Raw genomic sequence first — 24,391 nt, forward strand, 5'->3', positions numbered from 1 at the left:
GTTGTCTCGCTCTCGGGTCACATCGCTGTCCGGGCCGACCACAGCTCGGGGAAGACCACCCGGGCCATGCTGCGCTGCAACCACGCCAGTCCGGCGGAGCCGCCGCTGCCGACCTTGGCGCCCATTGTGCGCTGCACGGCCTTGACGTGGTGCTGTCGCCAGTCGCCGAACTGCTCGGCCACCTCGGTCAGCGCCTCACCCAGCATCCGCAGGTGGTTCTCCGGGCCGGGCTCGGCGTAGATCCGTACCCAGGCCGCTTCGACGGCGGCGTGCGGCTGGTGCTCGGCGGTGAACTCCCGGTCGAGCAGGTCGGCCGGCAGGTCGTGGCCGTGCCGGGCCAGCAGGGCGAGCACGTCGTCCCAGAGGCTCGGCGCCCCCAGGGTGGCGCGCAGCTCGGCGTACACCTCGGTCTGTCGCCGGAACGGCCGGATCAGCGTCTCGTCGCGGAGGCCGAGCAGGAACTCCAGGTGGCGGTACATGGCCGACTGGAAGCCGGAGCCCTCGCCCAGCAGGTTGCGGAACCGGTTGAAGTCGGCCGGGGTCATCCAGCGCAGCCCGTTCCAGGCCGCGTTCAGCCCCTCCAGGTGCAGCGCGGCGCGGCGCAGCGGGGCCAGCGCGTCCCAGACCCGGTCGGCCCGCAGCAGCCGCTGCGTCTCGCGCAACTCGTGGCAGGTCAGCCCGAAGTACAGCTCCATGATCTGGCTGACCATCAGGAAGGACATCTCGCCGGGGTCGTCGCTCAGCGGCTGCTGCAACTGGTGCAGCGTGCTGGCGTGCACGTACGCGTCGTACGGCACCCGCTCGGCGAACTCCAGCGTCGGTTCGCCGCCGTTGCGGGCGGCGCGGGCGGCGCGCTGCCGCGGGGTCGCCGGGCGCACCGCCGCCTGGACGGGTGCCCGCAGCTCCGTCTGCTCCACCGGTTGGCCTCCCTCTGCTCTGCGTCACCCGGGACGACCGACGGTCGGCCGTTTTCGGGGTGACCGACATGATCTCTCGGCGGAACCCCTGATCGGAATGCCGGATCAACGGCACGCAGGCCCTCTGACCTGCGGCGCGGAAGGCATGAGCTGGATTCGGGTTTGAGGAAGTAAGGTCGCCGCATGGACGACATGGACTGGGCGCTGCTGCGGGAACTGCAGGCCGACGCGCGGCTCTCCTTCAGCGAACTCTCCCGCCGGGTGCACCTGTCGCCGCCGGCCGTGGCCGAGCGGGTACGCCGGCTGGAGGAGTCGGGCGTGATCACCGGCTACCACGCCCACGTCGACCTGACCCGGGCCGGCCGCACAGTGGTCGCGCTGATCCGGATGTCCTGCTACGGGTCGCGGTGCATCCTGCACGACCCCGACGTGGCGGGGTGGCCCGAGATCCTGGAGATCCACCGCATCACCGGCGACGCGTGCAGCATGCTCAAGGTGGCCGCCGGGTCGATCGACGACTTCGAGGCGGTCATCGACCGGCTCGCCCCGTACGGCCAGCCGTCCAGCACGATGGTGCTCTCCACTCCGCTCCGGTGGCAGCCCGTGACCCCCCTGCCCCCCGCCGACCGGCCCCGCTGACCCACCCCGGGTTTGCCCCCCGGCCAGCGGGAAAGCAGGCCCTGTTGCCCGGGGAGGATTTCCGGTGATCGTCACCGGAAGGGGGGATCATGCCGGTGCTCACAGCGTTCCAACGTGCCCTGATGCGCGCCCTGACCGTGCTGGGCCTGGTCGCGGCGTTCGTCCTGACGACCGTCGCGCCCGGCTGGGCGGGAGAGAACACCTTCGTCGAGGTGGTGCCCAACAGTGCGCAGGCCGGCACCCGGGTCAGCATCCGGGCCGGTTGCGACAACGCGAACAACCGCCAGGCCGACGTGCGCTCCGACGCATTCGGGCGGGTGATGCTGCGACCGGACAACGGCTTCCTGACCGGCCAGGTCACCATCCCCGGCAGCAAGGAACCCGGCGACTACCCGGTCGACCTGCGCTGCGACAACGGCAACACCGCGACCACCACGCTCACGGTGCTGAACATGGAGCAGCCCAGCAAGGGCCCGGCCACCGGGGGCGGTGGCACCGCCGGCGCCTCGGGCACCGGCTCGATGCTGATGGTCGGCGGCCTCGCGGTGGTGGCGCTGGCCGTGGGCTTCGGCTTCCTCGGCAACCGTCGCCGGACCGGGTCCGGTTCCTGACCCGCCGTCGCCATGGCCGGCTCGAAGAGGCGTACCAGGCGATCCGGGCCGGGCCGGGTCCGGGCGGCCACCCGGCGGACGCTGCGGGCGTCCCGCCGGGCGGCGGCCGCGACGGCCCGCCGCTTGCGCCGGGTGGCCGGGGAGGCGGTGTCGGCGAGCGTCGCCACCACCGACCCGGCCGCCGGTCCGCTGCCCGCCCGACCCCGCTACCGCCGGGTTCCGGCCGGCGGGCGACTGGCCTCCGGCCGGGGGCCGGGCCTGCCGGTCCTGGTGATCGCCACGCTCATGGCGCTCATCGTCACCATGCTCGGGGTGGAGCGGATCGCGGGCGTGAGCGTGCTGCCGGAGCGGTTCCTCGCCGGGCTGCGGCCCGCGCCGAAGAAGTTCCCGGTGCTGCCCGCCAGCCGGCCGGTCGGCATCGCCATCGACCCGATCGACGTCCGGGCGCCCGTGCACGCGGTCGGCATCGCCCCGGACGGCAGCATCGCGGTGCCCGACGCCGCCCGCGCCCAGGAGGCCGGCTGGTACGACCAGGGCCCGACCCCCGGTCAGTACGGGCCCTCGGTGATCGTCGGGCACGTCGACACCAGCACCGGGCCGGCGGTCTTCCACAAGCTGCGGGACCTGCGGGACGGCGACCGCATCGAGGTGGCCCGGCAGGACCGTTCGGTGGCGGTCTTCGAGGTGGACTCCGTCGAGCGCTTCGGCAAGGACCGGCTGCCGGTGGACGAGGTCTTCGGGGACTTCAGCCGCCCCCGGCTGCGCCTGATCACCTGCGGCGGGCGCTGGGTGGGCGGCGAGACCGGGTACGCCGACAACGTGGTGGTCTTCGCGTCCCTGGTCCGGGCCCGTCCGGCGTGACCGGTGGCAGCGCCTCCTCGGCGACCGCCGGCACCGGCCGCGAGCGGCTCCGCCGGGTGCGGCTGTTGACGCTCGACGCCGCGACCGCCGGGCCATGCGCCGCCGCCGCGTTCGGCGGGGCGGGGCGACGGTCAGGCGGCCTCGGGCTCGCGCAGGTCGAGCCAGTCGGACCAGCGAGGGTCCGGCGCCCGGTGGCCGAGCACCCGCCAGGCGGTGCCTTTCGGGGCCGCCGGCAGCGAGTGCAGCCGCCAGCCCAGCTCGGCGGGGGTCTTGTCGCCCTTGGTGTGGTTGCACCGGGCGCAGGCGGCCACGACGTTCTCCCAGGCGTGCCGGCCGCCCCGGCTGCGGGGGAAGACGTGGTCGATGGTCTCGGCGGGCCCCCGGCAGTAGGCGCACCGCCAACCGTCGCGGGCGAAGATGGCGCGGCGGGAGAGCCCGACGTGGGTGCGGTAGGGCACCCGCACGAAGCGGGTGAGCCGGACGACCGACGGCACCGGCAGCGCGTCGTGGGCGCTGTGCAGCATGCCGTCCCCGTCGGCGACGCAGATCGCCTTGGCGGAGAGCACGAGAATGGCGGCTCGACGCACCGACACGACGCACAGCGGCTCGTAGGTGGCGTTGAGGACCAGCGCACCGGAGCCCACCGTGGGTCGTATGTCAGGCATCGCGTTCACCCTCCCGGTTCAGCGGCCCCTACTCGCCACCGCCGACCGGAAACGGGCGCAGTCGCCCACCACGGCCGACGCCGGCCGGATCACCGACGTCCGTGCGCCCATCGTCCCTGATCGGCCCCCGGATTGCACGCACTAATGTCGGAAGCCGATCGGGCATCACCCGGAAACGGGCAGATCCGCCCTCTGAGCAGCGCCGGACCCTTCCCACGCCGCCGGCCGCCCGGCGCCCGCCACCGCGCCCCACCGCCCCGGAACCACGATCCGATGATCATGTTTACGCATTGAATCCGGTAAACACGATCAAGGAGAATCGTGATGGCTGGAGTGGCTGACGTCAGGCGGGAATCCACCATGGGACGCCGGCGGGAGCAAACGCCCACGAAGGCCGTTTCCGGCGTACACGGCGGGCCGCATTCGATCACCGACCGTGCGGTGCGATCCGGTGCCGTCTCCTTCGCGCGTCGCCGGCCGCGTCGGGCGTCGACACGGGCCCCGTCAGACCCGCACCAGGGAGGACAGCAGTGCCGCGGTCTCCTCGGGGCGGACCAGCACGGCGGCGTGGCTGACGTCGAGGGACCGGACGTCGAACGGGTTGTCCGGGGTGAGCTCGTCGGCATCGGCGATGAACCGGTCCTGGAGCGCGATCGGCATCGCCCGGTCGGCGGTGAGCCGCACGTAGGTGCGGGGGACGCGACCCCAGGTCTCGGGGTCGGCCCGCTCCTCGCCGGCGTCCAGGCTCTCGTCCGGCTCCAGGGTGTTGAGGTAGCCGTGGAACTCGTCGTCGGTGCCGTCGGCCAGGACCGCCTCCCGGAGGATGGCGAGCAGTGCGGGGTCGGCGGTGCGCCAGTTGAACCGCAGCGCGCCGAGTTCCATCGGGTTCGCGGCGAGCAGGCCGCCGACGTCGTTCAGGGCGCTCGACGCGTTCTCCGCCGAGGCCTGGTAGCCGGCCGGGGTGTCGGCGGCGCAGCACCACGCCGAGATGTAGACCAGGCGGTCCACCAGTTCCGGGGCGGCGTTCGCGACCCCGGTCAGGGTGAGCCCGCCCCGGCTGTGCCCGACCAGGATGACGGGCCCGTGCTCGCGTACCCGCCGCACGACGTCCAGGACGTGCGCCACGTTGTCGGCGTGGCCGATGCCGGCCATCGCGCTCGGCGTGGTCGCCAGGGCGGCCAGGTCCTGCGGGGCCTGGTACGCCGCCGGGAACGTCGCGCCGAAGCCGTGCCCGGGCAGGTCGACGGCCAGCGAGCGGTGCCCGCGCAGGGCCAGCTCCCGCTGCATGGGCGCCCACGTGAACGAGTTGCTGCCGGCACCGGGCACGAAGACGAAGGTGGAAGCTGTCATTTGATCATGGTAGGTGCGCTGCCACCTCGCATTCCCGGGGGCACACCTGGCCCGTACGCCCGCGCCCGGCCGCACGCCTCAGCCGGGGCCGGGTCACGACGCGGAGGGTCGACGGGATCCGGCCCCGCCGGGTGCGGTACGAAGACAGCGTGACCGTTGCCAGCCTGACGCTGCCCGCCCTGCCCGCCGTCGAGGCGCCGGACCCGGCTCCGTCGCCGACCTGTCTGGACGACGCCCTCTGCAAGAGCGTCTACGACATGACCGGCTCGGTGTGGTTCGCCGAGGGCAGCTACTGGATCCTGCTCAAGCCGCTGCGGATCGTGATGATCCTGCTGCTGGCGGTCGCCGCCCGGTGGCTGGTGCACCGGACGATCCGCCGACTGGTGCGGACGACCACCGACGCCGGCGTACCGACCATGCTGCGTCCGCTGCGCGAGCGGATCCCCACCGCCGCCGGCGAGCCCGGCGAGTTCGTGCCGGAGCGACGCCGGCAGCGGGCCGAGGCGATCGGGTCGGTGCTGCGCAGCCTGAGCACCGCGTTCATCTTCGGCATCGCGCTGCTGATGATCCTCAAGGAGTTCAGCTTCGACCTGGCCCCGCTGCTGGCCAGCGCCGGCATCGCGGGCGTGGCCCTGGGCTTCGGCGCGCAGAGCCTGGTCAAGGACCTGATCGCCGGCCTGTTCATGCTGATCGAGGACCAGTACGGCGTCGGCGACACCGTGGACCTCGGCGAGGCGACCGGCGTGGTGGAGTCGGTCGGGCTGCGGGTCACCACCGTGCGCGACGGGCGGGGCGTGCTCTGGTACATCCGCAACGGCGAGATCGTCCGGGTGGGCAACAAGAGCCAGGGCTGGGCCCTGGTGGTGGTCGACCTGCCCATCGGCTTCGCCGGCACGGAGGAGGCCACGGCCGTGCTGCGGACCGCCGCCGCGTCGGTGGCGATGGACCCCGACCTGGCGCCGGAGATCGTCGAGGCGCCGGAGGTGCTGGGCGTCGAGCAGATGACGGTCGACGGCGCGGTGATCCGTACGGTGGTGAAGACGAGCGCCGACGGGCAGTTCGCCGTCGGCCGGGAGTTGCGCCGCCGGCTCGCCGAGGCGCTGGAGAATTCGGGTATCACCGCGAAGATCGCCGCCGCCCGGCTCTATCCCGGCATCCCGGTCCGCGCCCCCGGCGAGACCGGGCAGGGGGGCGCCACCTGAGGCGCCGGGGCGACGGCCGGCGGGGGTCGCGAGCCGGGCGGCCCCTCGGGTATCGTCCGTTCGTTCAGTCGGGGATGCGACGATCAACCCCTTCGCCCTAGCCAGTCGTCGGACGATCGGGCAAAATCCGGTGCACGCGCTCCCCCGGAGCGTGATCACGTCCTCGCTGATCCGTAGATCTGACGACGGTTCCCGGGCCGTCCATCACAAGTGGCCCGCCCAGGGGAACGATGGAGGCGACGGTGCCTGACGAGCGACCATCCCCGGAGGGTCCGGCTACCTTCCGCGAGGTGTTCGCCAATCGCGAGTACGGCGCCGTCTTCACAGCGAGCGCTCTCTCCTGGATCGGCGACTACATCGCCAAGGCCGCGGTCACCCTGCTGGTCTACGAGGAGACCCGGTCCGTCGCGCTCTCCGCCGCCGCCTTCGCGGTGAGCTACCTGCCCTGGCTGGTCGGCGGTCCCCTGCTCGCCACGCTCGCGGAGCGGCACCGCTACCGGCAGGTCATGGTGATCTGCGATCTCGTCCGGATGCTGCTGATGGTGTGCATCGCCATCCCCGGCATGCCCGTCGCGATGATCCTGGCCCTGCTCTTCGCCACCACCCTGGCCAATCCACCGAGCCAGGCCGCCAAGTCGGCGCTGATCCCGCTGATCCTCACCGGGGACCGCCTGGTGGTCGGCCTGTCGATGATCAGCAGCGTCGGCCAGGCCGCGCAGGTCGTCGGCTACCTGGCGGGCGCGGCCATCGCCGCGTTCGATCCGACCGCCGCGCTGCTGGTGAACGCCGCGACCTTCGCCCTGTCGGCCGCGCTGGTGCGCTTCGGCGTGGCCGACCGGCCGACGGCGATGACCGCCGCGCACCGCAGCCACCTGCTGCGGGAGACCGCGCAGGGCTTCCAGATCGTGTTCGGCACCCCGGTGCTGCGGGCCATCGCCGTGCTGGTCTTCGCGGCCATGCTCTTCTCCGTGGTGCCGGAGGGCCTCGCCGCCGCCTGGGCGAACGAGCACGCCGGCCAGTTGGACGCCGGGGCCGCCCAGGCCATCATCATGGCCGCGAACCCCGTCGGCTTCATCCTCGGCGGGCTGATCGTCAGCCGGGCGTTCGGACCGGACCGCCGGCTGAGTCTGATGCGGCCGTTGGCGGTGCTCTCGCCGCTGGCCCTGGTGCCCGCCCTGCTCGACCCGCCGCCGCTGGTGGTGGCGCTGCTCGCCGCCGCCTGCGGGTTCGCCGTCGCCGGCATGCTGCCGGTGGCCAACGGGCTCTTCGTCCGGGCCCTGCCCGACGGTTTCCGGGCCCGCGCCTTCGGCGTGATGGCGACCGGCGTCCAGGTCATCCAGGGCCTGGCCGTCCTGGTGACCGGGCTGCTGGCCGAGCGGTTCTCCATCCCGGTCGTGGTCGGGGTGTGGAGCGCGGTCGGGGTGCTGCTGATGACGCTCGCCGCCCTGCACTGGCCGAGCCGCTCGACGATCGACGCGGCCATCGAGGCGGCCCAGCAGCCGGGCGCGTCCGCCCCCCGGCAGGCGGGTCAGGGCATGCCGGAGCGGCACGGGGAGGAACCGGCCGGCAGGCCGGCGGGGCGCTGGGCGGTCGCCCCGGCCCGGCGGGACGGCAGCGGCACACGGTGACCCGGCCCACAGCCGGCACCCCCCGGTCGGCCGGCGCGGCACCTGGCAGGATGGAACGGTGAATGCCGCAGGTGAGTCCGACCGGCCCGGTGCGTCGATGACCCTCTTCGAAGCGGTCGGCGGCGAGCCCACCTTCCGCAAGCTGGTGGACGAGTTCTACGCCGGGGTCGCCACCGACCCGCTGCTGCGCCCCATGTATCCCGAGGAGGACCTGGGCCCGGCCGCGGACCGGCTGGCCCTGTTCCTCATGCAGTACTGGGGCGGCCCCAACACGTACTCGGCGCAGCGCGGACACCCGCGGCTGCGGATGCGCCACGCGCCGTACCGGATCGGCGCCGCCGAGCGGGACGCGTGGCTGCTGCACATGCGCCGCGCCGTCGACCGTCTCGCCCTGCCGCCGGAGATCGCCACGGCGCTCTGGGACTACCTGGAGCGGGCCGCCTTCTTCATGGTCAACGCAATGGAGGACCCGGCGGGCCCGGCCTGACCCCGGTCGGCCCGACCGGGGTCGTGCGCCGATCCGCGCCCGGCACCGCCGGGACGGCTCAGAGCAGGGCGCCCTCGTCGTGCAGCCAGTCCACGAAGCTGGTGGCGACCGCCGCGCCGCAGTCGAGCATCTCGACCAGCAGCGCGTCGTGCGCCCCGGCGCCGAACGGCACCTGCAACTCCGCGTAGATCGGCAGCTGGCCGCGCTCGGTCGGGTCGCCGATGTAGGCCTTGCAGAAGCGGCGGGTGTGGTTCCACTCGTTGACCACCCGGTAGGCGCGGTCGGCCCAGTCCGGCGGCACCGTCGCGTGTGGACGGGCCCGCATCACCAGGATCTCGTCCTCCGGACCCTCCAGTGTGACCAGCACGGCGTGCCGCTCCCACATGGCCAGCAGGTTGCCGTCGCCGTCGGCCAGGTAGCGCACGTCGAGCATGTCGAGTGCGTCGCAGACGCGGCGCAGGGTGACCGGCTCGACCGTGGCGGGCATGTCCGCGATCACGGCTCGCTCCGTCGGTGGGCAGTCGTCTCCCGGCTGACGCGGGGTCGGTGGTCCGACCCGGACGGTGCTCTCCACTGTGACCCCGCTCCGCCTTTCCGGGTCGCCGCCGCCGTTGGCGGGACCGGGGCGCCATGACCACCACGGCATCGCTCGCGCACCTCACTCCCCAGCGGATCCACTCGCCTACGGTGCGTTGGATCCGAGGATGGACGGTACCCGGACAGCCGGGTTGAGGCACCCCCCCAACGGCAGCCCCAGGACAGAAGAATGAATGCGGGTCATCCGAACGGATGACCTCAGAGCGGCCGCACGGCAAGTTCCGTGGCCTTCTGCGACCAGATCGCTCCGTACGGTCCCACCAGTCCGACCCAACGGCCGACCGTCCGCACCTGGACGTCGCCCCCGTCCCCCGTCTCGGCCGACCCCTCGGACGCCCCCAGGAAGCCCATCCGGACCAACCCCTGGACCATCCGCTGGGTCACCTCCACCGGCTCGCCGGGTGGGTCGTCCGGGGTGACGACCACCGGCACGTGGTCGAGCAGCGCGTCGCGCAGCGCCCGTTGCCCGACGGCACGGCCGCCGACGCCGTGGGTGCCGGCCTCGCGCAGGGCGTCGGCCGCCGCCGCCGCGACCCGCCGCAGCTCGCCGCCCGGCAGCGTCTCCACCCGGCGGCTCGCCGTGGGCGGCAGCGGCCAGCGCCACCGCTCGTCCCGCCGCGTCGGCAGCGCCGCACCGCCCGCCGCCAACTCGGCAAGCAGTTCCCCGGCCGAGACCGTGGCGTCGCCGGGGCCGTCGCCGGCCACCGTCCGGACGACCAGCACACCCCACGGCAGACGCCCCCAGAGGGCCGTACGGCCCCGCACACCGCCGGAGCGGAGCCGGACCGGCGCGTCGCGGTCCAGCCGGACGAGGCGGGCCAGGAAGGCCCCGGCGTCGGCGGCGTCCGCGATCCCGTGCCCGCCGCCGACCGGACCGCCGCCAGCGGCCCGCCCCGGGGCGGCCGGCCCGTCGGTCGCCGTCACGCCGCCGGCTCCTGCGGCGCGTACGTGAGCAGGAACGTCCGCTCCTCCGGGGTGATCCGCCGGGGCCGCTGCCGGGTCAGGTCGAACGGCACCAGCACCGAGCGTGCGCGGCTGGCCAGCACGTCACCGTCGAAGAGCTCGTAGGCGACGGTGAAGGACGCGCCCCGGATCTCCTCCACCCACAGCTCGATGCGCACCGTGGGGGCGGCCTCGGCGGTGGCCCGGCCGAGGGCGTACTCGACCGGGCGCAGGTAGTCGATCTCGTGCCGGCTGATCACGACGCCGTCGGCGAACGAACCCACGCCCCACGCCCGGCCGCCGGCGAACATCAACGCCACCCGGGCCTCCTCGTAGAGGGTGAGGAAGCGCGAGTTGTTGATGTGCCCGTACGCGTCCAGGTCGGACCACCGCAGGGTGCAGTGGTACACGAAACGGTCTGCCACGTCAGTCGCGGGTCAGCTTGCGGTAGGTCACCCGGTGCGGTCGGGCCGCCTCCGCGCCGAGCCGGTCGATCTTGTTCTTCTCGTACGCCTCGAAGTTGCCCTCGAACCAGAACCACCGGGCCGGGTCCTCGTCGTCGCCCTCCCACGCCAGGATGTGCGTGGAGACCCGGTCGAGGAACATCCGGTCGTGGGAGATGACCACGGCGCAGCCGGGGAACTCCAGCAGCGCGTTCTCCAGGCTGGAGAGCGTCTCCACGTCCAGGTCGTTGGTGGGCTCGTCGAGCAGGATCACGTTGCCGCCGATCTTCAGCGTCAGCGCGAGGTTGAGCCGGTTGCGCTCGCCGCCGGAGAGCACCTTGGTCGGCTTCTGCTGATCCGGCCCCTTGAACCCGAACGCCGCGATGTAGGCCCGCGACGGCATCTCGACCTTGCCGACCATGAGGTAGTCCAAGCCGTCGGAGACGACCTCCCAGACGCTCTTGTCACCGTCGAGGCCCTGCCGGTTCTGGTCGACGTACGACAGCGAGACGGTGGGGCCGACCCGGACCTCGCCGCTGGTCGGCTGCTCCAGCCCGACGATGGTCTTGAACAGGGTGGTCTTGCCGACGCCGTTCGGACCGATGATGCCGACGATGCCGTTGCGCGGCAGCGAGAACGACAGGTTGTCGATCAACAGCCGGTCGCCGAAGCCCTTGCTCAGGTTCTGCACCTCGATGACCGTGTTGCCCAGGCGCGGGCCCGGCGGGATCTGGATCTCCTCGAAGTCCAGCTTCCGGGTCTTCTCCGCCTCGTTGGCCATCTCGTCGTAGCGGTCGAGTCGGGCCTTGGACTTGGTCTGCCGCGCCTTGGCGTTGGAGCGGACCCACTCCAGTTCCTCGGTGAGCCGCTTCTTCATCTTGGCGTCGCGGCGGCCCTCGACGGCGAGCCGGGCGGCCTTCTTCTCCAGGTACGTGGAGTAGTTGCCCTCGTAGCCGATGGCCCGGCCGCGGTCCAGCTCCAGGATCCAGCCGGCCACCTTGTCGAGGAAGTACCGGTCGTGGGTGATCGCCATGACGGTGCCGGCGTACTTGGCCAGGTGCTGCTCCAGCCAGGAGACGCTCTCCGCGTCCAGGTGGTTGGTGGGCTCGTCGAGCAGCAGCAGGTCGGGAGCCTCCAGCAGCAGCTTGCACAACGCCACGCGGCGGCGCTCACCGCCGGAGAGCTGGGTGACGTCGGCGTCCGGCGGCGGGCAGCGCAGCGCGTCCATCGCCAGTTCGAGCTTGGAGTCGATGTCCCACGCGTCGAGGTGGTCCAGCTCCTCCTGGAGCCGGCCCATCTCCTCCATCAGCTCGTCGGAGTAGTCGGTGGCCATCTGCTCGGCGATCTTGTTGAACCGCTCCAGCTTGGCCTTGGTCTCGGCGACCGCCTCCTCGACGTTGCCGAGCACGGTCTTGGCGTCGTTGAGCGGGGGCTCCTGGGCGAGCATGCCGACGGTGTAGCCGGGCATCAGCCGGGCCTCGCCGTTGCTCGGCTTGTCCAGTCCTGCCATGATCTTGAGGAGGCTGGACTTGCCCGCGCCGTTCGGGCCGACCACACCGATCTTGGCCCCCGGCAGGAAGCTCAGCGTCACGTTGTCGAGCACGACCTTGTCGCCGTGCGCCTTGCGCGCCTTCTCGAGGACGTAGATGTACTGGGCCACGGTGTGGGCTACCTCCGTAGGGTTGCGACTGGGGCCGGCGGGCGCGGGCGCGGGCTTCGACCTCCGCCCGCCGCCGCCGGCCGGTGGCCGGCCGCACGCACGCCATCCTCAATCCTGACAGGTACGCGGCGCCGCGCCCACATCACCCCGCCTCCGACGCTCCGGACGCGGCGCGCCACCCCTGCTTCCGGAAAGGGGTATCGACAAGATCACGCCAGGGGTTGGACCATCGTGGGAAGGGTAGGTGACTCCGGCACGGGGCCCCAGAAGCCGCAGCTACGCTCAGTACGCTCATTCGCGGTTGACCCGTCAGCACCCGGAGGTGGCCGAACGTGACCGTCCGCAGCTCCTTTGTCGTAGTGGCGAACCGGCTACCCGTCGACGAGGTGAGCACCCCCGAAGGACGGCAGTGGCGTCGCAGCCCAGGAGGGCTGGTGACCGCACTGCATCCCGTCCTCGCCGAGCACCAGGGCACCTGGGTCGGCTGGGCCGGCGGCACCGGCGCCGCCCCCGAGCCCTTCGACCTGGAGGGCATCCGGCTGCACCCGGTACCGCTGAGCGCGGAGGAACTGGAGCGCTACTACGAGGGCCAGTCCAACGCGACGATCTGGCCGCTCTACCACGACGCGGTGGAGACGCCGGCCTACAAGCGCCGCTGGCGCGAGGCGTACCGCCTGGTCAACGCCCGCTTCGCGGAGGCCGCGGCGGAGGTCGCGGCCGAGGGGGCGACGGTCTGGGTGCAGGACTACCAGCTCCAGCTCGTCCCGGCGATGCTCCGCGAGCTGCGGCCCGACCTGCGGATCGGCTTCTTCCTGCACATCCCGTTCCCGCCCATCGAGCTGTTCATGCAGATGCCGTTCCGCACCGAGATCCTGCGCGGCCTGCTCGGCGCCGACCTGGTCGGGTTCCAGCAGCGCCTCGCCGCGCAGAACTTCGTCCGGCTGGCCCGGCACCTGCTCGGGCTGCGCTACGAGGGGCAGATGATCCAGGTCGACGGCCGCCAGGTGAAGGCCGGCGCATTCCCGATCTCCATCGACACCAGGGAGATGGAGCGGCTGGCCACCGACCCGGCGATCCAGGCCCGGGCGAAGGAGATCCGCGAGGAGCTGGGCAACCCGAAGACGATCATCCTGGGCGTCGACCGGCTGGATTACACCAAGGGCATCGAGTTGCGCCTGAAGGCCTTCCGCGAACTGCTGGCTGACGGAAAGTTGACAGTTCCCGATGCGGTCATGGTGCAGGTCGCCACGCCCAGCCGCGAGCGCGTGGAGCACTACCAGGCACTACGCGTGAAGGTGGAGCGCGAGGTCGGTCGGATTAATGGCGAATTCGGCAGGGTCGGCGTGCCGGCGGTGCATTATCTGCATCAGTCGTACAGTCGCACTGAACTGGCCGCGATGTACGCCGCCGCGGACGTGATGATGGTGACCCCGCTGCGAGACGGAATGAACCTGGTAGCCAAGGAGTACGTCGCATCGCGCGCCGACCAGGGCGGTGCACTCGTGCTCAGCGAGTTCGCCGGCGCCGCAACCGAGCTGCGTCAGGCGTTCCTGTGTAACCCGCACGACCCAGACGCGGTCAAGGACGCCCTGCTGAGGGCCGTGCATGTCGAGAAGCCGGAGGCCCGCCGCAGAATGCGGACAATGCAACGCCACCTACGCACCCACGACGTGGGGCACTGGGCGAAGTCGTTCCTCACCGAGCTCGGTGTGCCTCAATCGGAGGTCGCGTGAACGCCGCCAGCGAGATCATCACCCCGGCGGCCGGCACGATGGACCCGGAACTGCGCGCCGCCATCGGCCGCATCGCCCGGGTGCCCCAGCTTCTGATCGCCTGCGACTACGACGGCACCCTGGCGCCGATCGTGGAGGACCCGAGCAAGGCCGTGCCGCTGCCGGAGTCGGTGGCGGCCGTCCGGGCCCTGGCCGCCCTGCCCCAGACCACCGTGGCGGTGGTCTCCGGGCGGGCCCTGCGCGACCTCGCCGCGCTCTCCCGGCTGCCCAGCGAGGTCCACCTGGTCGGCAGCCACGGCTCCGAGTTCGACATCGGGTTCGTCGAGCGGCTCTCCCCCGAGCTGATCGCGGTCCGTACCCGGCTGCGCGACGCCCTGCGCGAGATCGCCTCGGCGCACCCGGGCATCCGGCTGGAGCGCAAGCCGGCGAGCGTCGCCGTGCACACCCGCGGGGTGGCCCCGGAGGTCGCGGCAGCCGCCATCGAGGCGGTCCGCAGCGGCCCCGCCACCTGGGACGACGTCACGGTCACGCAGGGCAAGGAGGTCATCGAGCTGTCGGTGGTCGCCACCCACAAGGGCACGGCCGTCGACCAGCTGCGCACCCAGCTCTCCGCCAGCGCGGTGCTCTTCATCGGCGACGACGTCACCGACGAGAACGCCTTCGGCAACCTGCACGGGCCGGACGTCGGCATCAAGATCGGTCCCGGCGACACCAAGGCCGGCTACCGGGTCGCCGAGCCGATCGAGGCCGCCCGCGCCCTCGGCCTGCTGCTGGAGACCCGGCGGCACTGGCTCTTCGGCGAGCGGGCGGTCCCCATCGAGCGGCACTCGATGCTGGCCAACGGCCGGACGGTGGCCCTGCTCACCCCCGAAGCCAAGGTCACCTGGCTCTGCCACCCCAAGCCGGACTCGGCGGCGATCTTCGCCGACCTGGTCGGTGGCAGCCCGGCCGGGCACTTCAGCGTCGCCCCGGAGCGCGGCGGCATCCCGCTCGGCCAGCGCTACCGCTCGGGCACGATGACCGTCGAGACCCGGTGGTCGGGCCTGACCGTCACCGACTGGCTCGACAAGCCGGCCAGGGAGACCACGCCCGACGGCCCGGCCGTCGTCAGCGGCGACTCGACCCTGGTCCGGGTGCTGACCGGCTCGGGCCGGGCCCGGCTGGAGTTCGCGCCCCGGCCCGAGTTCGGCCAGGTCGCGGTGCAGTTGCAGCCGATCGGCGACGGCCTGCTGGTGCTCGGCTCCAACGAGCCGGTCGCGCTCTACTCCCCCGGGGTCGAGTGGCAGGTCACCAACGACGGCGGCTACGAGACGGCCAAGGCGGTCGTCGACCTCTCCGCCGCCGGCGGGCAGGTCGTGCTGGAGCTGCGCTTCGGCACGCACAGCCTGGAACACCACCGGCTGCCGGTGCACGAGCGGCAGACCCTGGCCGAGCAGCCGTGGAAGGACTGGGTGGCCACCCTGCGGCTGCCGAGCACCGCCCGGGACCTGGTGGTGCGCAGCGCGCTGACCCTGCGCGGGCTCTGCCACGAGGCCACCGGTTCGATCCTGGCCGCCGCGACCACGTCGCTGCCCGAGGAGCTGGGCGGCGTCCGCAACTGGGACTACCGCTACTGCTGGCTGCGGGACGCGGCGATGACCGCGCGGTCCCTGGTCGACCTGGGCTCGATCGAGGAGGCCGAGGCGCTGCTGCGCTGGGTCGACGGGTGCATCGAGCGCACCGGCGGGCACCCGGAGCGGCTGCACCCGCTCTACACGGTCGACGGCTACGAGCTGGGCGCCGAGGCGGTCATCGACACCCTGCCCGGGTACGCCGGCTCCCGCCCGGTGCGGGTCGGCAACCTCGCCAACCACCAGCTCCAGCTCGACGTGTTCGGCCCCATCGCGGACCTGATCGCGGCCGTCGCCGACGCCCGCGGCTCCGTACGCGAGGACGAGTGGCGGGTGCTCGACAACATGGTCGAGGCGGTCCGTCGCCGCTGGCACGAGCCCGACCACGGCATCTGGGAGGCCCGCCTCCCCCCGCGGCACCACATCTTCTCGAAGGTGATGTGCTGGATGACCGTCGACCGGGCGCTGCACGTCATGCGCCAGCACGGCGGCGAGGACCGCCCGGAGTGGGTGGAGCTGCGCGACCGCATCGGCGCCAACGTGCTGGAGTACGGCTGGCACGAGACCGTCGAGGCCTACAGCGTGGCGTACGGGGACGAGGACATGGACGCCTCGTCGCTGTGGATCGGGCTGTCGGGCCTGCTCCCCGGCGACGACCCGCGCTTCCTCTCCACCGTCCTGCGGATCGAGGCGGACCTGCGCAGCGGCCCGGTCGTCTACCGCTACCACTGGGACGACGGCCTGCCGGGGCGCGAGGGCGGCTTCCACATCTGCACGGCGTGGCTCATCGAGGCGTACCTGCGCACCGGGCGGCGTACCGACGCCGAGGAGCTGTTCTCGCAGATGGTGGACACCGCCGGCCCGACGGGCCTGCTGCCCGAGCAGTACGACCCGATGGCCGAGCGCGGGCTGGGCAACCACCCGCAGGCGTACAGCCACCTCGGCCTGATCCGCTGCGCGCTGCTGCTGGACAACATGCTCAAGCAGTGACCTGACCAGCGAAGACGGCGGCCGGAGAGAAACTTCTCTCCGGCCGTCGTCGCTCATTCCACGGGGTCAGCCTGACCGCCCGGAGCGAGCGGGCTGTCCGGAAGTCCCGCAGCGCCAGCCCCGGCGAGGGTGTCGACCACGTCCCCCAGCACCACCACGGCGGGTGGGCGCAGCCCCGCGGCGACCACGTCGGCGGCCACCGCGCCGAGCGTGGAACGCAGCACCCGCTGGGCCCCGGTGGTCGCCTCCTGCACCACGGCGGCCGGCGTCTGCGCCGGCCGGCCGTGCGCGATGAGCGTCGCGGTGATCGCCGCGAGGTTCTTCAGCCCCATCAGGACGACCAGCGTGCCGCGCAGTCCGGCCAGCGCGTCCCAGCGGACCAGGGAGGCCGGCGAGTCGGGCGCGACGTGCCCGGAGACCACGGTGAACTCGTGGGCCACCCCCCGGTGGGTGACCGGGATGCCCGCCGCCGCCGGGGCGGCGATCGAGCTGGTCACGCCGGGGACCACGGTCACCGGCACGCCGGCCGCCGCGCAGGCCAGCAGCTCCTCGCCGCCACGGCCGAAGACGTACGGGTCGCCGCCCTTGAGCCGCACCACGGACCGGCCGGCGAGGGCCCGGTCCACCAGGATCCGGTTGATCTCCTCCTGGGCGCGGGACGGGCCGTAGGGGATCTTGGAGGCGTCGACCAGTTCGACGTCGGCGCGCAGCTCGTCGAGGAGCAGGCCGGGGACGAGCCGGTCGGCGACCACCACGTCGGCCTCGGTGAGCAGCCGCCAGCCCCGGACGGTGATCAGCTCCGGGTCCCCGGGGCCGGCGCCGACAAGTGCCACCCGCCCGGGCCGGGTGCCCGACGTCGTCCCCTCCGGTGCCGCGGGCGTCGACAGGGTGCCCTCGCGCACCTCCAGCAGGGCGCGCACGGCGTCGCGGACGGCCATCGCCCGGCGCGGGTCGCCCCCGCCGAGCACCGCCACGGTCACCGGCCCGTGCCGGGTCACGGCCGGGGTCCAGGCGGTGGCGGCGGCGCGGTCGTCGGCGCGTACGCAGAAGATGCGGCGCTCGGCGGCGGCGGCGCTGACCGACGCGGCGGCGAGCGGGTCGTCGATCGCGACCTGCACCAGCCACGCGCCGTCCAGGTCGTCGGGGGCGAACCGGCGCGGCGCCCAGTGCAGCCGTCCCGCGTCGACGTGCGCGCGCAGCGCCGGGGTCAGCTCCGGCGCGACGAGCAGGACGTCCGCGCCGGCGTCGAGCAGGGCCGGCACCCGCCGGGTGGCCACCGCTCCCCCGCCCACCACGACCACCCGTCGGCCGGCGAGGCGCAGGCCCAGCGGGTACGGGTTGCCGCTCACGCCGCCCTCCCGCCGCCGGGCGCGCCGGTTCGCCCGCTCACTTCTCGGCCACCCCCGCCGAGTCGAAGGTGGCGACCTCGTGCAGCACCCGGACCGCGCCGGTGACCACCGGCAGCGCGAGCAGCGCGCCGGTGCCCTCGCCCAGGCGCAGCCCGAGGTCGATCAGCGGCTCCAGGCCCAGCCGGCGCAGCGCGACCGTGGCGCCCGGCTCGGCGGAGCGGTGCCCGGCCACCATGGCGGCCACGGCGTGCGGGGCGAACGCCGCCGCGGCGAGCGCCGCGGAGACCGCGATCACCCCGTCCAGCAGCACCGGCGTGCGGCGGGCGGCGGCGCCCAGGACCAGCCCGGCCAGCGCGGCGTGCTCCAGGCCGCCGACGGCGGCCAGCACGCCCAGCGGGTCGGCCGGGTCGGGGGCGTGCCGGCGCAGCGCGGCCCGCACGACGGCCACCTTGCGGGCGTACGTCGGGTCGTCGACCCCGGTGCCCCGGCCGGTCGTCTCCGCCGGGTCGATGCCGGCGAACGCGGCGATCAGGGCGGCGGCGGGCGTGGTGTTGCCGATGCCCATGTCGCCGGTGAGCAGGATGCCCGCGCCGGCGTCGATCAGCTCGCCGGCCACCCGGATGCCGGTCTCGACGGCCGCGCGGGCCTCGTCGCGGGTCAGCGCGGCGGTCACCGCCAGGTCCCGGGTGCCGGCGCGGACGTTCGCCGCGACCAGCCGGGGCTCGTCGCGGGCCGGCCGGTCTCCGGCGTGCCCGCCCGGCGCGGCGACCGGCAGCGCGGTGGCCACGCCGACGTCGACCACGGTGACCGAGGCGCCGGCCTGCCGGGCGAACGCGTTGACCACCGCGCCGCCGGCGAGGAAGTTGCCGATCATCTGGGCGGTGACCTCCTGCGGCCAGGGCGTCACCCCCTGGGCGTGCACGCCGTGGTCACCGGCGAAGATCGCGACGGCGGCCGGCTCGGGCAGCGGCGGCGGGCAGTGCCCCGCCAGGCCGGCCAGGCGTACGGAGAGCTCCTCCAGGGCGCCGAGGGAGCCGGCGGGCTTCGTCAGCCGCCCCTGCAACTCCCGGGCGGCGGCCATGGCCGGCTCGTCGGGCGGCCGGATCGCCGCGATCGTGGTCTCCAGCATCACGCCTCCAGGATCTCTGCCAGTACCTCGGTGAACGCGTCGGTGGTGGCCCGGTCGCGTACGGCGACGCGCAGCCAGTCCGGGCCGAGACCGGGGAAGGTGTCGCCCCGGCGCACCGCCCAGCCGCGCCGCCGCAGGGCGAGCCGCACGTCGGCGGCCCCGGGCACGTGCACCAGCACGAACGCGCTGGCGGGTCGGCCGGCGACGCGTACGCCGGGCAGGGTCGACAGGCGGGCGACCAGGTGGTCGCGGTCGGCGGCGAGCCGGACGGCGATGGCGCGCTCGGCCTCGACCGCGACGGGCGTGGCGCAGGCCGACGCGGCCGCCAGGGCCGGGGTGGAGACGGCCCAGAGCGGCTGGGCGGCGGCCAACCGCTCCAGCAGCGCCGCCTCGCCGAGCAGGTAACCGATCCGCAGGCCGGCCAGTCCCCAGGTCTTGGTGAGGCTGCGGACCACCAGCAGGCCGGGCAGGTCCCGCCGCGCGGCCAGCGACTCCGGTTCGCCGGCCACGCCGGGGGTAACGGTGGTGTCGGCGAACGCCTCGTCGACGACCAGCACCCGGCCGGGCCGGGCCAGGGCCGCCAGGTCGGCGGCCGGGTGCAGCACCGACGTGGGATTGGTCGGGTTGCCGATCATCACGAGGTCGGCGTCGGCGGGCACCCGGGCCGGGTCGAGCCGGAAGTCGTCGTCCGCGTCGAGCAGCACTCGCTCCACCCGGTGCCCGGCGGCGCGCAGCGCGGCCTCGGGCTCGGTGAACTGCGGATGCACCACCACCGGCCGGCGCACGCCGGTCAGCGCCCGGGCGAGCAGCACGAAGCCCTCGGCGGCGCCGGCGGTGAGCAGCACCTCGGCGGGCGGGCGGCCGTGCCGGGCCGCGACGGCCGCGCGGGCCGGCCCCGGGTCGGGGTACGCGGCGAGGTCGCCGAGCGCGGCGGTGATCGGGTCGGCCAGCCAGTCCGGCATCGCGTCGCGCCGCACGTTGACGGCGAGGTCGACCAGCCCCGGCCCCACCTCGGCGTCCCCGTGATGGGCGAGGTCGGGCCCGGCCTCGGGGCGGATGGCTTCGGCCCCGGGCCCGGCGGCTTCGGCCTCGGGCCCGGGTCCGGGTCCGGGGCCGGGGCCGGCTTCGGGCCCGCTTGCGGGGAGGGTGTCGGTCGGCTGACCACGCATGTCCGCGATCCTGCCGGGAAGGTGGCGCGCGGGACAGCGCATCCCGGCGTGGGCCGCATCACCACACGGGCGTTCATGAATATTTCTCAGGTACGAATCGGAAATGTCATAACTTGAGCGTGTGAGCAACCGACCCCTTGCTGCCGCTGGTCGTCTCGTTCCCCTCCTCCGCGCCGGACTGATCGCCGGCATCGTGGTCGCCGCCGTGGCGTACCCGGTGGCCGCCGCCACCGGCCTCGGCGCCAAGGTCACGGCGCACGCCATGGAACACAAGACCAAGATCCTCACCACCGCGCTGCCGGCCGAGACGTCGTACGTCTACGCGCCGGACGGCAAGACGGTGCTGACGATGTTCTACGAGGAGTACCGGCAGTACACGAAGCTGGCCGACATCTCGCCGAACATGCAGCAGGCGATCGTGGCCGCCGAGGACAACCGCTTCTACCAGCACCGGGGCGTCGACCCGAAGGGCGTCGCCCGCGCCTTCGTGGCGAACGCCCGCTCCAGCGGCGTCTCCCAGGGCGCCTCCACGCTCACCATGCAGTACGTGCGGATGGCGCTGCGGGACAGCGCGAAGACGCCGAAGGAGGTGCAGGAGGCCACCCAGCAGACCAGCCTGCGCAAGGTCCGCGAGATGCGGATGGCGATGGACCTGGAGAAGGAACTGAGCAAGGACCAGATCCTGGAGCGCTACCTCAACTCCGCGTACTTCGGGCACCGCGCGTACGGCATCTACGCGGCCAGCGAGATCTTCTTCTCCAAGGCCCCCAAGGACCTCAGCCCCGTCGAGGCGGCCACCCTCGCCGGCCTGGTCAAGTCCCCCTCCGAGTACGACCCGGCCAGCTCCGACCAGAAGGAGGCCACCGGCCGACGCAACTACGTGCTCGACCGGATGGCCCAGCTCGGCTACCTCTCGCCGGACGCCGTCACGCAGGCGAAGTCCGAGCCGATCCGGCTCAAGCTGACGTACCCGCCGAACGACTGCGCCGCCGTGCCCGAGAAGTGGAACAGCTGGGGCTTCGCCTGCGACTACCTGAAGAACTGGTGGAGCGCGCAGCCCGCGTTCGGCGAGAACCGGCTGGAACGGATGGACAAGCTGCGCCGGGGCGGCTACCGGATCGTGCTCAGCATGGATCCCAAGATCCAGGAGGCGGCGGAGAAGAACGTCGGCACCAAGGAGAACACCGGCAGCCCCTTCGCCAACGGCATCGTGGTCTCCGAGCCCGGCACCGGGCGGGTCAAGGCGATGGCGGTGAACCGGACGTACTCGCTGGACCTGAGCGAGAACGGGCAGAGCTCCAACCCCGAGGCCGGGCCGAACGTCAAGGCGAACTACCCGAACACCGTGGCGCCCCTGCTCGGCGGCGGCGACCTGCCGGGCTACCAGGCCGGCTCGACGTTCAAGATGTTCCCGATGCTGGCCGCGCTGGACGCGGGCATGCCGCTGTCCACCTCGTTCAACGCACCGCACCGGTACCGCTCCGAGGTCTACGACGGCTGGTCGCCGTCCAACGCCAGCGGCGCGATGAGCGGCAACCAGACCATGTGGTCCGGCTTCGGCAAGTCGGTGAACACGTACTTCGTGTGGCTGGAGGAGCAGGTCGGCGCGGACAAGGCGGTCCGCCTGGCCGAGCAGCTCGGGCTGCGCTGGCGCACCGACGTCGACCGGGAGCACGCGTCCCCGGCCAAGGCGAAACAGTGGGGCGCGTTCACCCTCGGCGTCTCCGACGCCACGCCCCTGGAGATGGCCAACGCGTACGCCGCCATCGCCGCCGACGGCCGCTACTGCGAGGCGATCCCGGTGCAGGCGATCTACAACCGCGACGGCACGCCGACCACCTGGAAGACGGCCTCCGGGATCGAACGCGAGGTCGCCAAGCCCCGCTGCCGGCAGGTGGTGAACGCCGACGCGGCCCGCGCCGCCACCGACGCCGCCCGCTGCCCGACCGGCGACACCCCGGCCCGGGGAAGCTGCGGCGGCTGGTCGACCGCGGACAGCGTGCGGGGCACCGTCGGGCGCCCGGTGGCGGGCAAGACGGGCACCACCGACAGCACCCGGTCCGCCTGGTTCGTCGGCTACACCCCTGAGCTCGCGGCGGCCAGCTTCATCTCCGACCCGGACAACCCGTTCAACGCGGTCGGCGACGGCCAGTCGCAGATCCCGATCAAGGCGGTGGCGCAGACCCTCCGCGACGGCCTCAAGGGCCAGCCCACCCGCCAGTTCACCCCACCCTCGGACCGCATGGTCGGCTGAGCCGCCCGTATCGGCCTGGCAGGCCGGGGCGCCCGTGTCGGCGGGGCAGGCCGGGGCGCCCGTATCGGCCGGGCAGGCCGGGGCGCCCGTGTCGGCGGGGCAGGCCGGGGCGCCCGTATCGGCCGGGCAGGCCGGGGCGCCCGTGTCGGCGGGGCAGGCCGGGGCGCGTCAGCGGAGGTCGGCGGAGACGAGGGACCAGACCTCCAGGTCGACCCGGCCACCCCGGACGAAGCCGGCGTTGCGGAGCAGGCCCTCGTAGCTGAAGCCGCCCTTCTCGGCGACCCGGCGGGAGGCCAGGTTGCCGGGGGCGACCCGCAGCTCGACGCGCTGGAAGCCGTGTTCGAGGATCAGCGCGATGGCGAGCGCGTCGACCGCCTCGACCGCCAGGCCGAAACCCCGGGCGTGCGCCGCCATCGCGTAGGAGACCTCCGTGCACCGGGCGCCCCAGTCGGTGCGCCGCGTCCACAGGCAGCCCACCACCCGGTCGTCCTCCCGGCGTACCACCGCGTAGTGGTCGCCGTCGCCGCTGTCGCGTCGTTGCCGGGCCAGGTCGGTGCACCAGGCCAGCCCGTCGATCTGGCCCGAGGTGTCGGCCAGCGGCAGCCACCGCTGGGTCTGCCGGTCGCCGAAGACCTCGTCGGCCGCCGCCGCGTCGGCGGCGGTCAGCGCGCGTACCTCGGTGCGGGGCGTGGAGACCGTCAGCGCCGGGAAGCGCCGCACGGCCACCTGACCGATCACGCGGGCACCCCGTCGGGCCGGGCGGCCACGGGCTCGGCCGCCGCCGCGTCCACGAGCCGGGCCGCCAGCCGCGGGTACGCCGCCCAGTGCAGGGTGAGCTGCGAGGCGTGCACGCCCCGCCAGACGAAGCCCTCGGGCGCCCCGCCGTCCCAGCTCCACGCCGGCCGCGCCCCGGCGCGCGGGGTGAGCACCCCGCTGTGCTCCTTGTGCCCGGTCACCACCGTGCCCGCCGGGCCCACGAGGCTGTCCGTCAGCGCGGTCGCCTCCCGGTAGCCCACCACCAGGCCGTCACGGCGGGTGCCCACCGCGTCGAGCACGCCGCACATGGGCAGCCCGTCCAACTCCCGGGCGAGCCAGAGCAGGCCGGCCCCCTCGGCGACGACGGGCCGCCCGGTGCGGGCCAGCTCGGCGACCGCGATGCAGAGCCGACGGTTGGCGGAGAGCTGCCCGGCGTACGACTCGGGTAGCCCGCCGCCGACGACCAGCGCGCCGGTGCCGGCGGGCAGCGCCTCGTCGTGCAGCGGGTCGACCGTCACCACCTCGGCGCCGGCCGCCCGCAGCAGCTCGACGGTCTCGGGATGGCTGTAGCTGCCGCCCGGCGTCCCGGCGACCGCGACGACGGGGCGTGGCCCGGACGGCGCCGGCCCGGCACCCTCGCGCCCGGCCTCCGGCGTCCAGGGTGGCGCGGGCAGCGGCGGGGCGGAGCGGGCCAGGCCCAGTAGCCGGTCCAGCTCGACGGTGGCGGCGACCGCCTCGCCGAGCCGGCGGACCGCCCGGGTGGCCTCGTCGGTGCGGGCGAGCGCGGGCACCGCCCCGTAGCGGCGGGCGGGTAGCACGGACGGCAGGTCCTGGCGGCGCAGCGCGCCGTAGACCGGTACGCCGATGTCGTCGAGCGCCTCGCGCAGCAGCTCCTCGTGCCGGGAGGAGGCCACCCGGTTGAGGATCACCCCGCCTAGCCAGAGCTGCTCGTCGTACGACCGGAAGCCGTGCACCAGGGCGGCCACCGACTGCCCGGTCGCGGCGACGTCGACCACCAGCACGACCGGGCTGCGCAGCGCGACGGCCACGGCGGCGGTCGACTCGCGCTCCGGGCGGCCGGCGAGACTGTCGTACAGGCCCATGCTGCCCTGCACCACGGCGAGCCCGGCGCCGGCCGCGCCGTGGCCGACGAGCGGGACGATCCGGTCGGCGCCGACCAGCCGGGGGTCGAGGGTCCGCCCGGGGCGACCGGCGGCCAGCCCGAGGTACGCGGCGTCGACGCGGTCGGGGCCGACCTTGAATCCGGCGACGTCGACGCCCCGGTCGGCGAAGGCGGCGAGCAACCCGATCGCCAACGCGTTCTTGCCGTGGCCGGAGGACGGTGCGCTGAGCACCAGGCGCGGCACGACGGTCATCATCGACTCCCTGCGGGGCGGCG

At 73.8% G+C, this 24,391-nt stretch carries 19 protein-coding genes and 2 pseudogenes; 9 read left to right on the forward strand and 12 right to left on the reverse strand.

Translation table 11 applies throughout. From position 1 onward, the window contains the following. Positions 1–17 precede the first annotated feature (17 nt). Positions 18–917: a tryptophan 2,3-dioxygenase family protein gene (locus CLT72_RS15325; protein ID WP_101412440.1), complete on the reverse strand. Its 900-nt coding sequence runs from the start codon at positions 915–917 to the stop codon at positions 18–20. Positions 918–1,100: 183 nt separating this feature from the next. On the opposite strand from CLT72_RS15325, the gene CLT72_RS15330 reads away from it, so the two are divergent. From CLT72_RS15330 to CLT72_RS15340, 3 genes are all read left to right on the forward strand, one after another. Continuing rightward, a complete protein-coding gene (locus tag CLT72_RS15330) occupies positions 1,101–1,556 on the forward strand; it encodes an Lrp/AsnC family transcriptional regulator (protein WP_101412441.1) in 456 nt (151 codons plus the stop codon). Between the two features lie 122 nt (positions 1,557–1,678). Next, the gene (locus CLT72_RS15335) at positions 1,679–2,167 is read left to right on the forward strand and encodes a hypothetical protein (RefSeq protein WP_101415182.1); all 489 of its coding nucleotides are present in this window, start codon (positions 1,679–1,681) and stop codon (positions 2,165–2,167) included. Positions 2,168–2,179: 12 nt separating this feature from the next. After that, entirely contained in the window at positions 2,180–3,028 is an 849-nt protein-coding gene (locus tag CLT72_RS15340; protein ID WP_101412442.1) for a class F sortase, read from the forward strand. Between the two features lie 131 nt (positions 3,029–3,159). On the opposite strand, the gene CLT72_RS15345 is transcribed toward CLT72_RS15340, so the two are convergent. Both CLT72_RS15345 and CLT72_RS15350 read right to left on the reverse strand, forming a co-directional pair. After that, positions 3,160–3,693: an HNH endonuclease gene (locus CLT72_RS15345; protein ID WP_101415183.1), complete on the reverse strand. Its 534-nt coding sequence runs from the start codon at positions 3,691–3,693 to the stop codon at positions 3,160–3,162. 504 nt (positions 3,694–4,197) lie between these two features. Next, positions 4,198–5,043: an alpha/beta hydrolase gene (locus CLT72_RS15350; RefSeq protein ID WP_101412443.1), complete on the reverse strand. Its 846-nt coding sequence runs from the start codon at positions 5,041–5,043 to the stop codon at positions 4,198–4,200. A 179-nt stretch (positions 5,044–5,222) separates the two neighbouring features. Between CLT72_RS15350 and CLT72_RS15355 the strand changes: the two genes are divergently transcribed. The 3 genes and pseudogenes from CLT72_RS15355 (at position 5,223) to CLT72_RS15365 (ending at position 8,360) form a co-directional block, all read left to right on the forward strand. After that, on the forward strand, positions 5,223–6,245 hold the full coding sequence (locus tag CLT72_RS15355) for a mechanosensitive ion channel family protein (protein WP_350823030.1): 1,023 nt from the start codon (positions 5,223–5,225) through the stop codon (positions 6,243–6,245). Positions 6,246–6,475: 230 nt separating this feature from the next. Next, positions 6,476–7,875 (forward strand): annotated as a pseudogene (locus CLT72_RS15360) (MFS transporter); the annotation flags it as partial. Then, positions 7,870–8,360: pseudogene (locus tag CLT72_RS15365) on the forward strand (globin). The pseudogenes CLT72_RS15360 and CLT72_RS15365, both read left to right, overlap by 6 nt. A gap of 58 nt (positions 8,361–8,418) precedes the next feature. On the opposite strand, the gene CLT72_RS15370 reads toward CLT72_RS15365, so the two are convergent. From CLT72_RS15370 to ettA, 4 genes are all read right to left on the reverse strand, one after another. After that, complete coding sequence (locus CLT72_RS15370; RefSeq protein ID WP_088998782.1) at positions 8,419–9,006, reverse strand: type III secretion system chaperone family protein; 588 nt, start codon at positions 9,004–9,006, stop codon at positions 8,419–8,421. 149 nt (positions 9,007–9,155) lie between these two features. Beyond that, the gene (locus tag CLT72_RS15375; RefSeq protein WP_101412447.1) at positions 9,156–9,881 is read right to left on the reverse strand and encodes a DUF8185 domain-containing protein; all 726 of its coding nucleotides are present in this window, start codon (positions 9,879–9,881) and stop codon (positions 9,156–9,158) included. After that, a complete protein-coding gene (locus tag CLT72_RS15380) occupies positions 9,878–10,324 on the reverse strand; it encodes an acyl-CoA thioesterase (protein ID WP_101412448.1) in 447 nt (148 codons plus the stop codon). Before CLT72_RS15380 ends, CLT72_RS15375 begins: the two co-directional genes overlap by 4 nt. A gap of 1 nt (position 10,325) precedes the next feature. After that, on the reverse strand, positions 10,326–12,002 hold the full coding sequence (ettA, locus tag CLT72_RS15385; protein ID WP_088998780.1) for an energy-dependent translational throttle protein EttA: 1,677 nt from the start codon (positions 12,000–12,002) through the stop codon (positions 10,326–10,328). Between the two features lie 332 nt (positions 12,003–12,334). Between ettA and CLT72_RS15390 the strand changes: the two genes are divergently transcribed. Continuing rightward, entirely contained in the window at positions 12,335–13,735 is a 1,401-nt protein-coding gene (locus tag CLT72_RS15390; RefSeq protein ID WP_088998779.1) for an alpha,alpha-trehalose-phosphate synthase (UDP-forming), read from the forward strand. 38 nt (positions 13,736–13,773) lie between these two features. Then, a complete protein-coding gene (gene otsB, locus CLT72_RS15395; RefSeq protein WP_284040464.1) occupies positions 13,774–16,335 on the forward strand; it encodes a trehalose-phosphatase in 2,562 nt (853 codons plus the stop codon). Between the two features lie 53 nt (positions 16,336–16,388). Here otsB and cobA read toward each other — a convergent pair whose 3' ends face one another. Genes cobA through cobC form a run of 3 tightly spaced genes read right to left on the reverse strand, consistent with a single transcriptional unit; the run spans position 16,389 to position 19,982 of the window. Further along, positions 16,389–17,684 carry a uroporphyrinogen-III C-methyltransferase gene (cobA, locus tag CLT72_RS15400; protein WP_350822992.1) on the reverse strand — a complete coding sequence of 432 codons (1,296 nt, stop codon included), beginning with the start codon at positions 17,682–17,684 and terminating at the stop codon, positions 16,389–16,391. Between the two features lie 37 nt (positions 17,685–17,721). Continuing rightward, positions 17,722–18,813: a nicotinate-nucleotide--dimethylbenzimidazole phosphoribosyltransferase gene (cobT, locus tag CLT72_RS15405; protein WP_101415184.1), complete on the reverse strand. Its 1,092-nt coding sequence runs from the start codon at positions 18,811–18,813 to the stop codon at positions 17,722–17,724. After that, entirely contained in the window at positions 18,813–19,982 is a 1,170-nt protein-coding gene (cobC, locus tag CLT72_RS15410) for an Rv2231c family histidinol phosphate aminotransferase CobC (RefSeq protein ID WP_101412450.1), read from the reverse strand. Before cobC ends, cobT begins: the two co-directional genes overlap by 1 nt. 121 nt (positions 19,983–20,103) lie before the next feature. On the opposite strand from cobC, the gene CLT72_RS15415 reads away from it, so the two are divergent. After that, positions 20,104–22,236 carry a transglycosylase domain-containing protein gene (locus tag CLT72_RS15415; protein WP_101412451.1) on the forward strand — a complete coding sequence of 711 codons (2,133 nt, stop codon included), beginning with the start codon at positions 20,104–20,106 and terminating at the stop codon, positions 22,234–22,236. Between the two features lie 168 nt (positions 22,237–22,404). Here CLT72_RS15415 and CLT72_RS15420 read toward each other — a convergent pair whose 3' ends face one another. Continuing rightward, a complete protein-coding gene (locus tag CLT72_RS15420) occupies positions 22,405–22,974 on the reverse strand; it encodes a GNAT family N-acetyltransferase (RefSeq protein WP_088998774.1) in 570 nt (189 codons plus the stop codon). After that, on the reverse strand, positions 22,971–24,368 hold the full coding sequence (locus CLT72_RS15425; protein WP_101412452.1) for a cobyrinic acid a,c-diamide synthase CobB: 1,398 nt from the start codon (positions 24,366–24,368) through the stop codon (positions 22,971–22,973). The genes CLT72_RS15420 and CLT72_RS15425 overlap by 4 nt, the downstream gene beginning before the upstream one ends. Positions 24,369–24,391: the final 23 nt, after the last annotated feature.

Source organism: Micromonospora sp. CNZ309 (assembly GCF_002846525.1).

Bases quoted from the DNA above. Each gene is read 5' to 3' on its own strand.
- CLT72_RS15340 (WP_101412442.1), top strand. From the start codon at position 2,180: ATGGCCGGCTCGAAGAGGCGTACCAGGCGATCCGGGCCGGGCCGGGTC.
- cobC (WP_101412450.1), bottom strand. From the start codon at position 19,982: ATGCGTGGTCAGCCGACCGACACCCTCCCCGCAAGCGGGCCCGAAGCC.
- CLT72_RS15350 (WP_101412443.1), bottom strand. From the start codon at position 5,043: ATGACAGCTTCCACCTTCGTCTTCGTGCCCGGTGCCGGCAGCAACTCG.
- CLT72_RS15370 (WP_088998782.1), bottom strand. From the start codon at position 9,006: ATGCCGTGGTGGTCATGGCGCCCCGGTCCCGCCAACGGCGGCGGCGAC.
- CLT72_RS15330 (WP_101412441.1), top strand. From the start codon at position 1,101: ATGGACGACATGGACTGGGCGCTGCTGCGGGAACTGCAGGCCGACGCG.
- CLT72_RS15345 (WP_101415183.1), bottom strand. From the start codon at position 3,693: ATGCCTGACATACGACCCACGGTGGGCTCCGGTGCGCTGGTCCTCAAC.
- CLT72_RS15425 (WP_101412452.1), bottom strand. From the start codon at position 24,368: ATGACCGTCGTGCCGCGCCTGGTGCTCAGCGCACCGTCCTCCGGCCAC.
- CLT72_RS15335 (WP_101415182.1), top strand. From the start codon at position 1,679: ATGCGCGCCCTGACCGTGCTGGGCCTGGTCGCGGCGTTCGTCCTGACG.
- otsB (WP_284040464.1), top strand. From the start codon at position 13,774: ATGGACCCGGAACTGCGCGCCGCCATCGGCCGCATCGCCCGGGTGCCC.
- cobT (WP_101415184.1), bottom strand. From the start codon at position 18,813: ATGCTGGAGACCACGATCGCGGCGATCCGGCCGCCCGACGAGCCGGCC.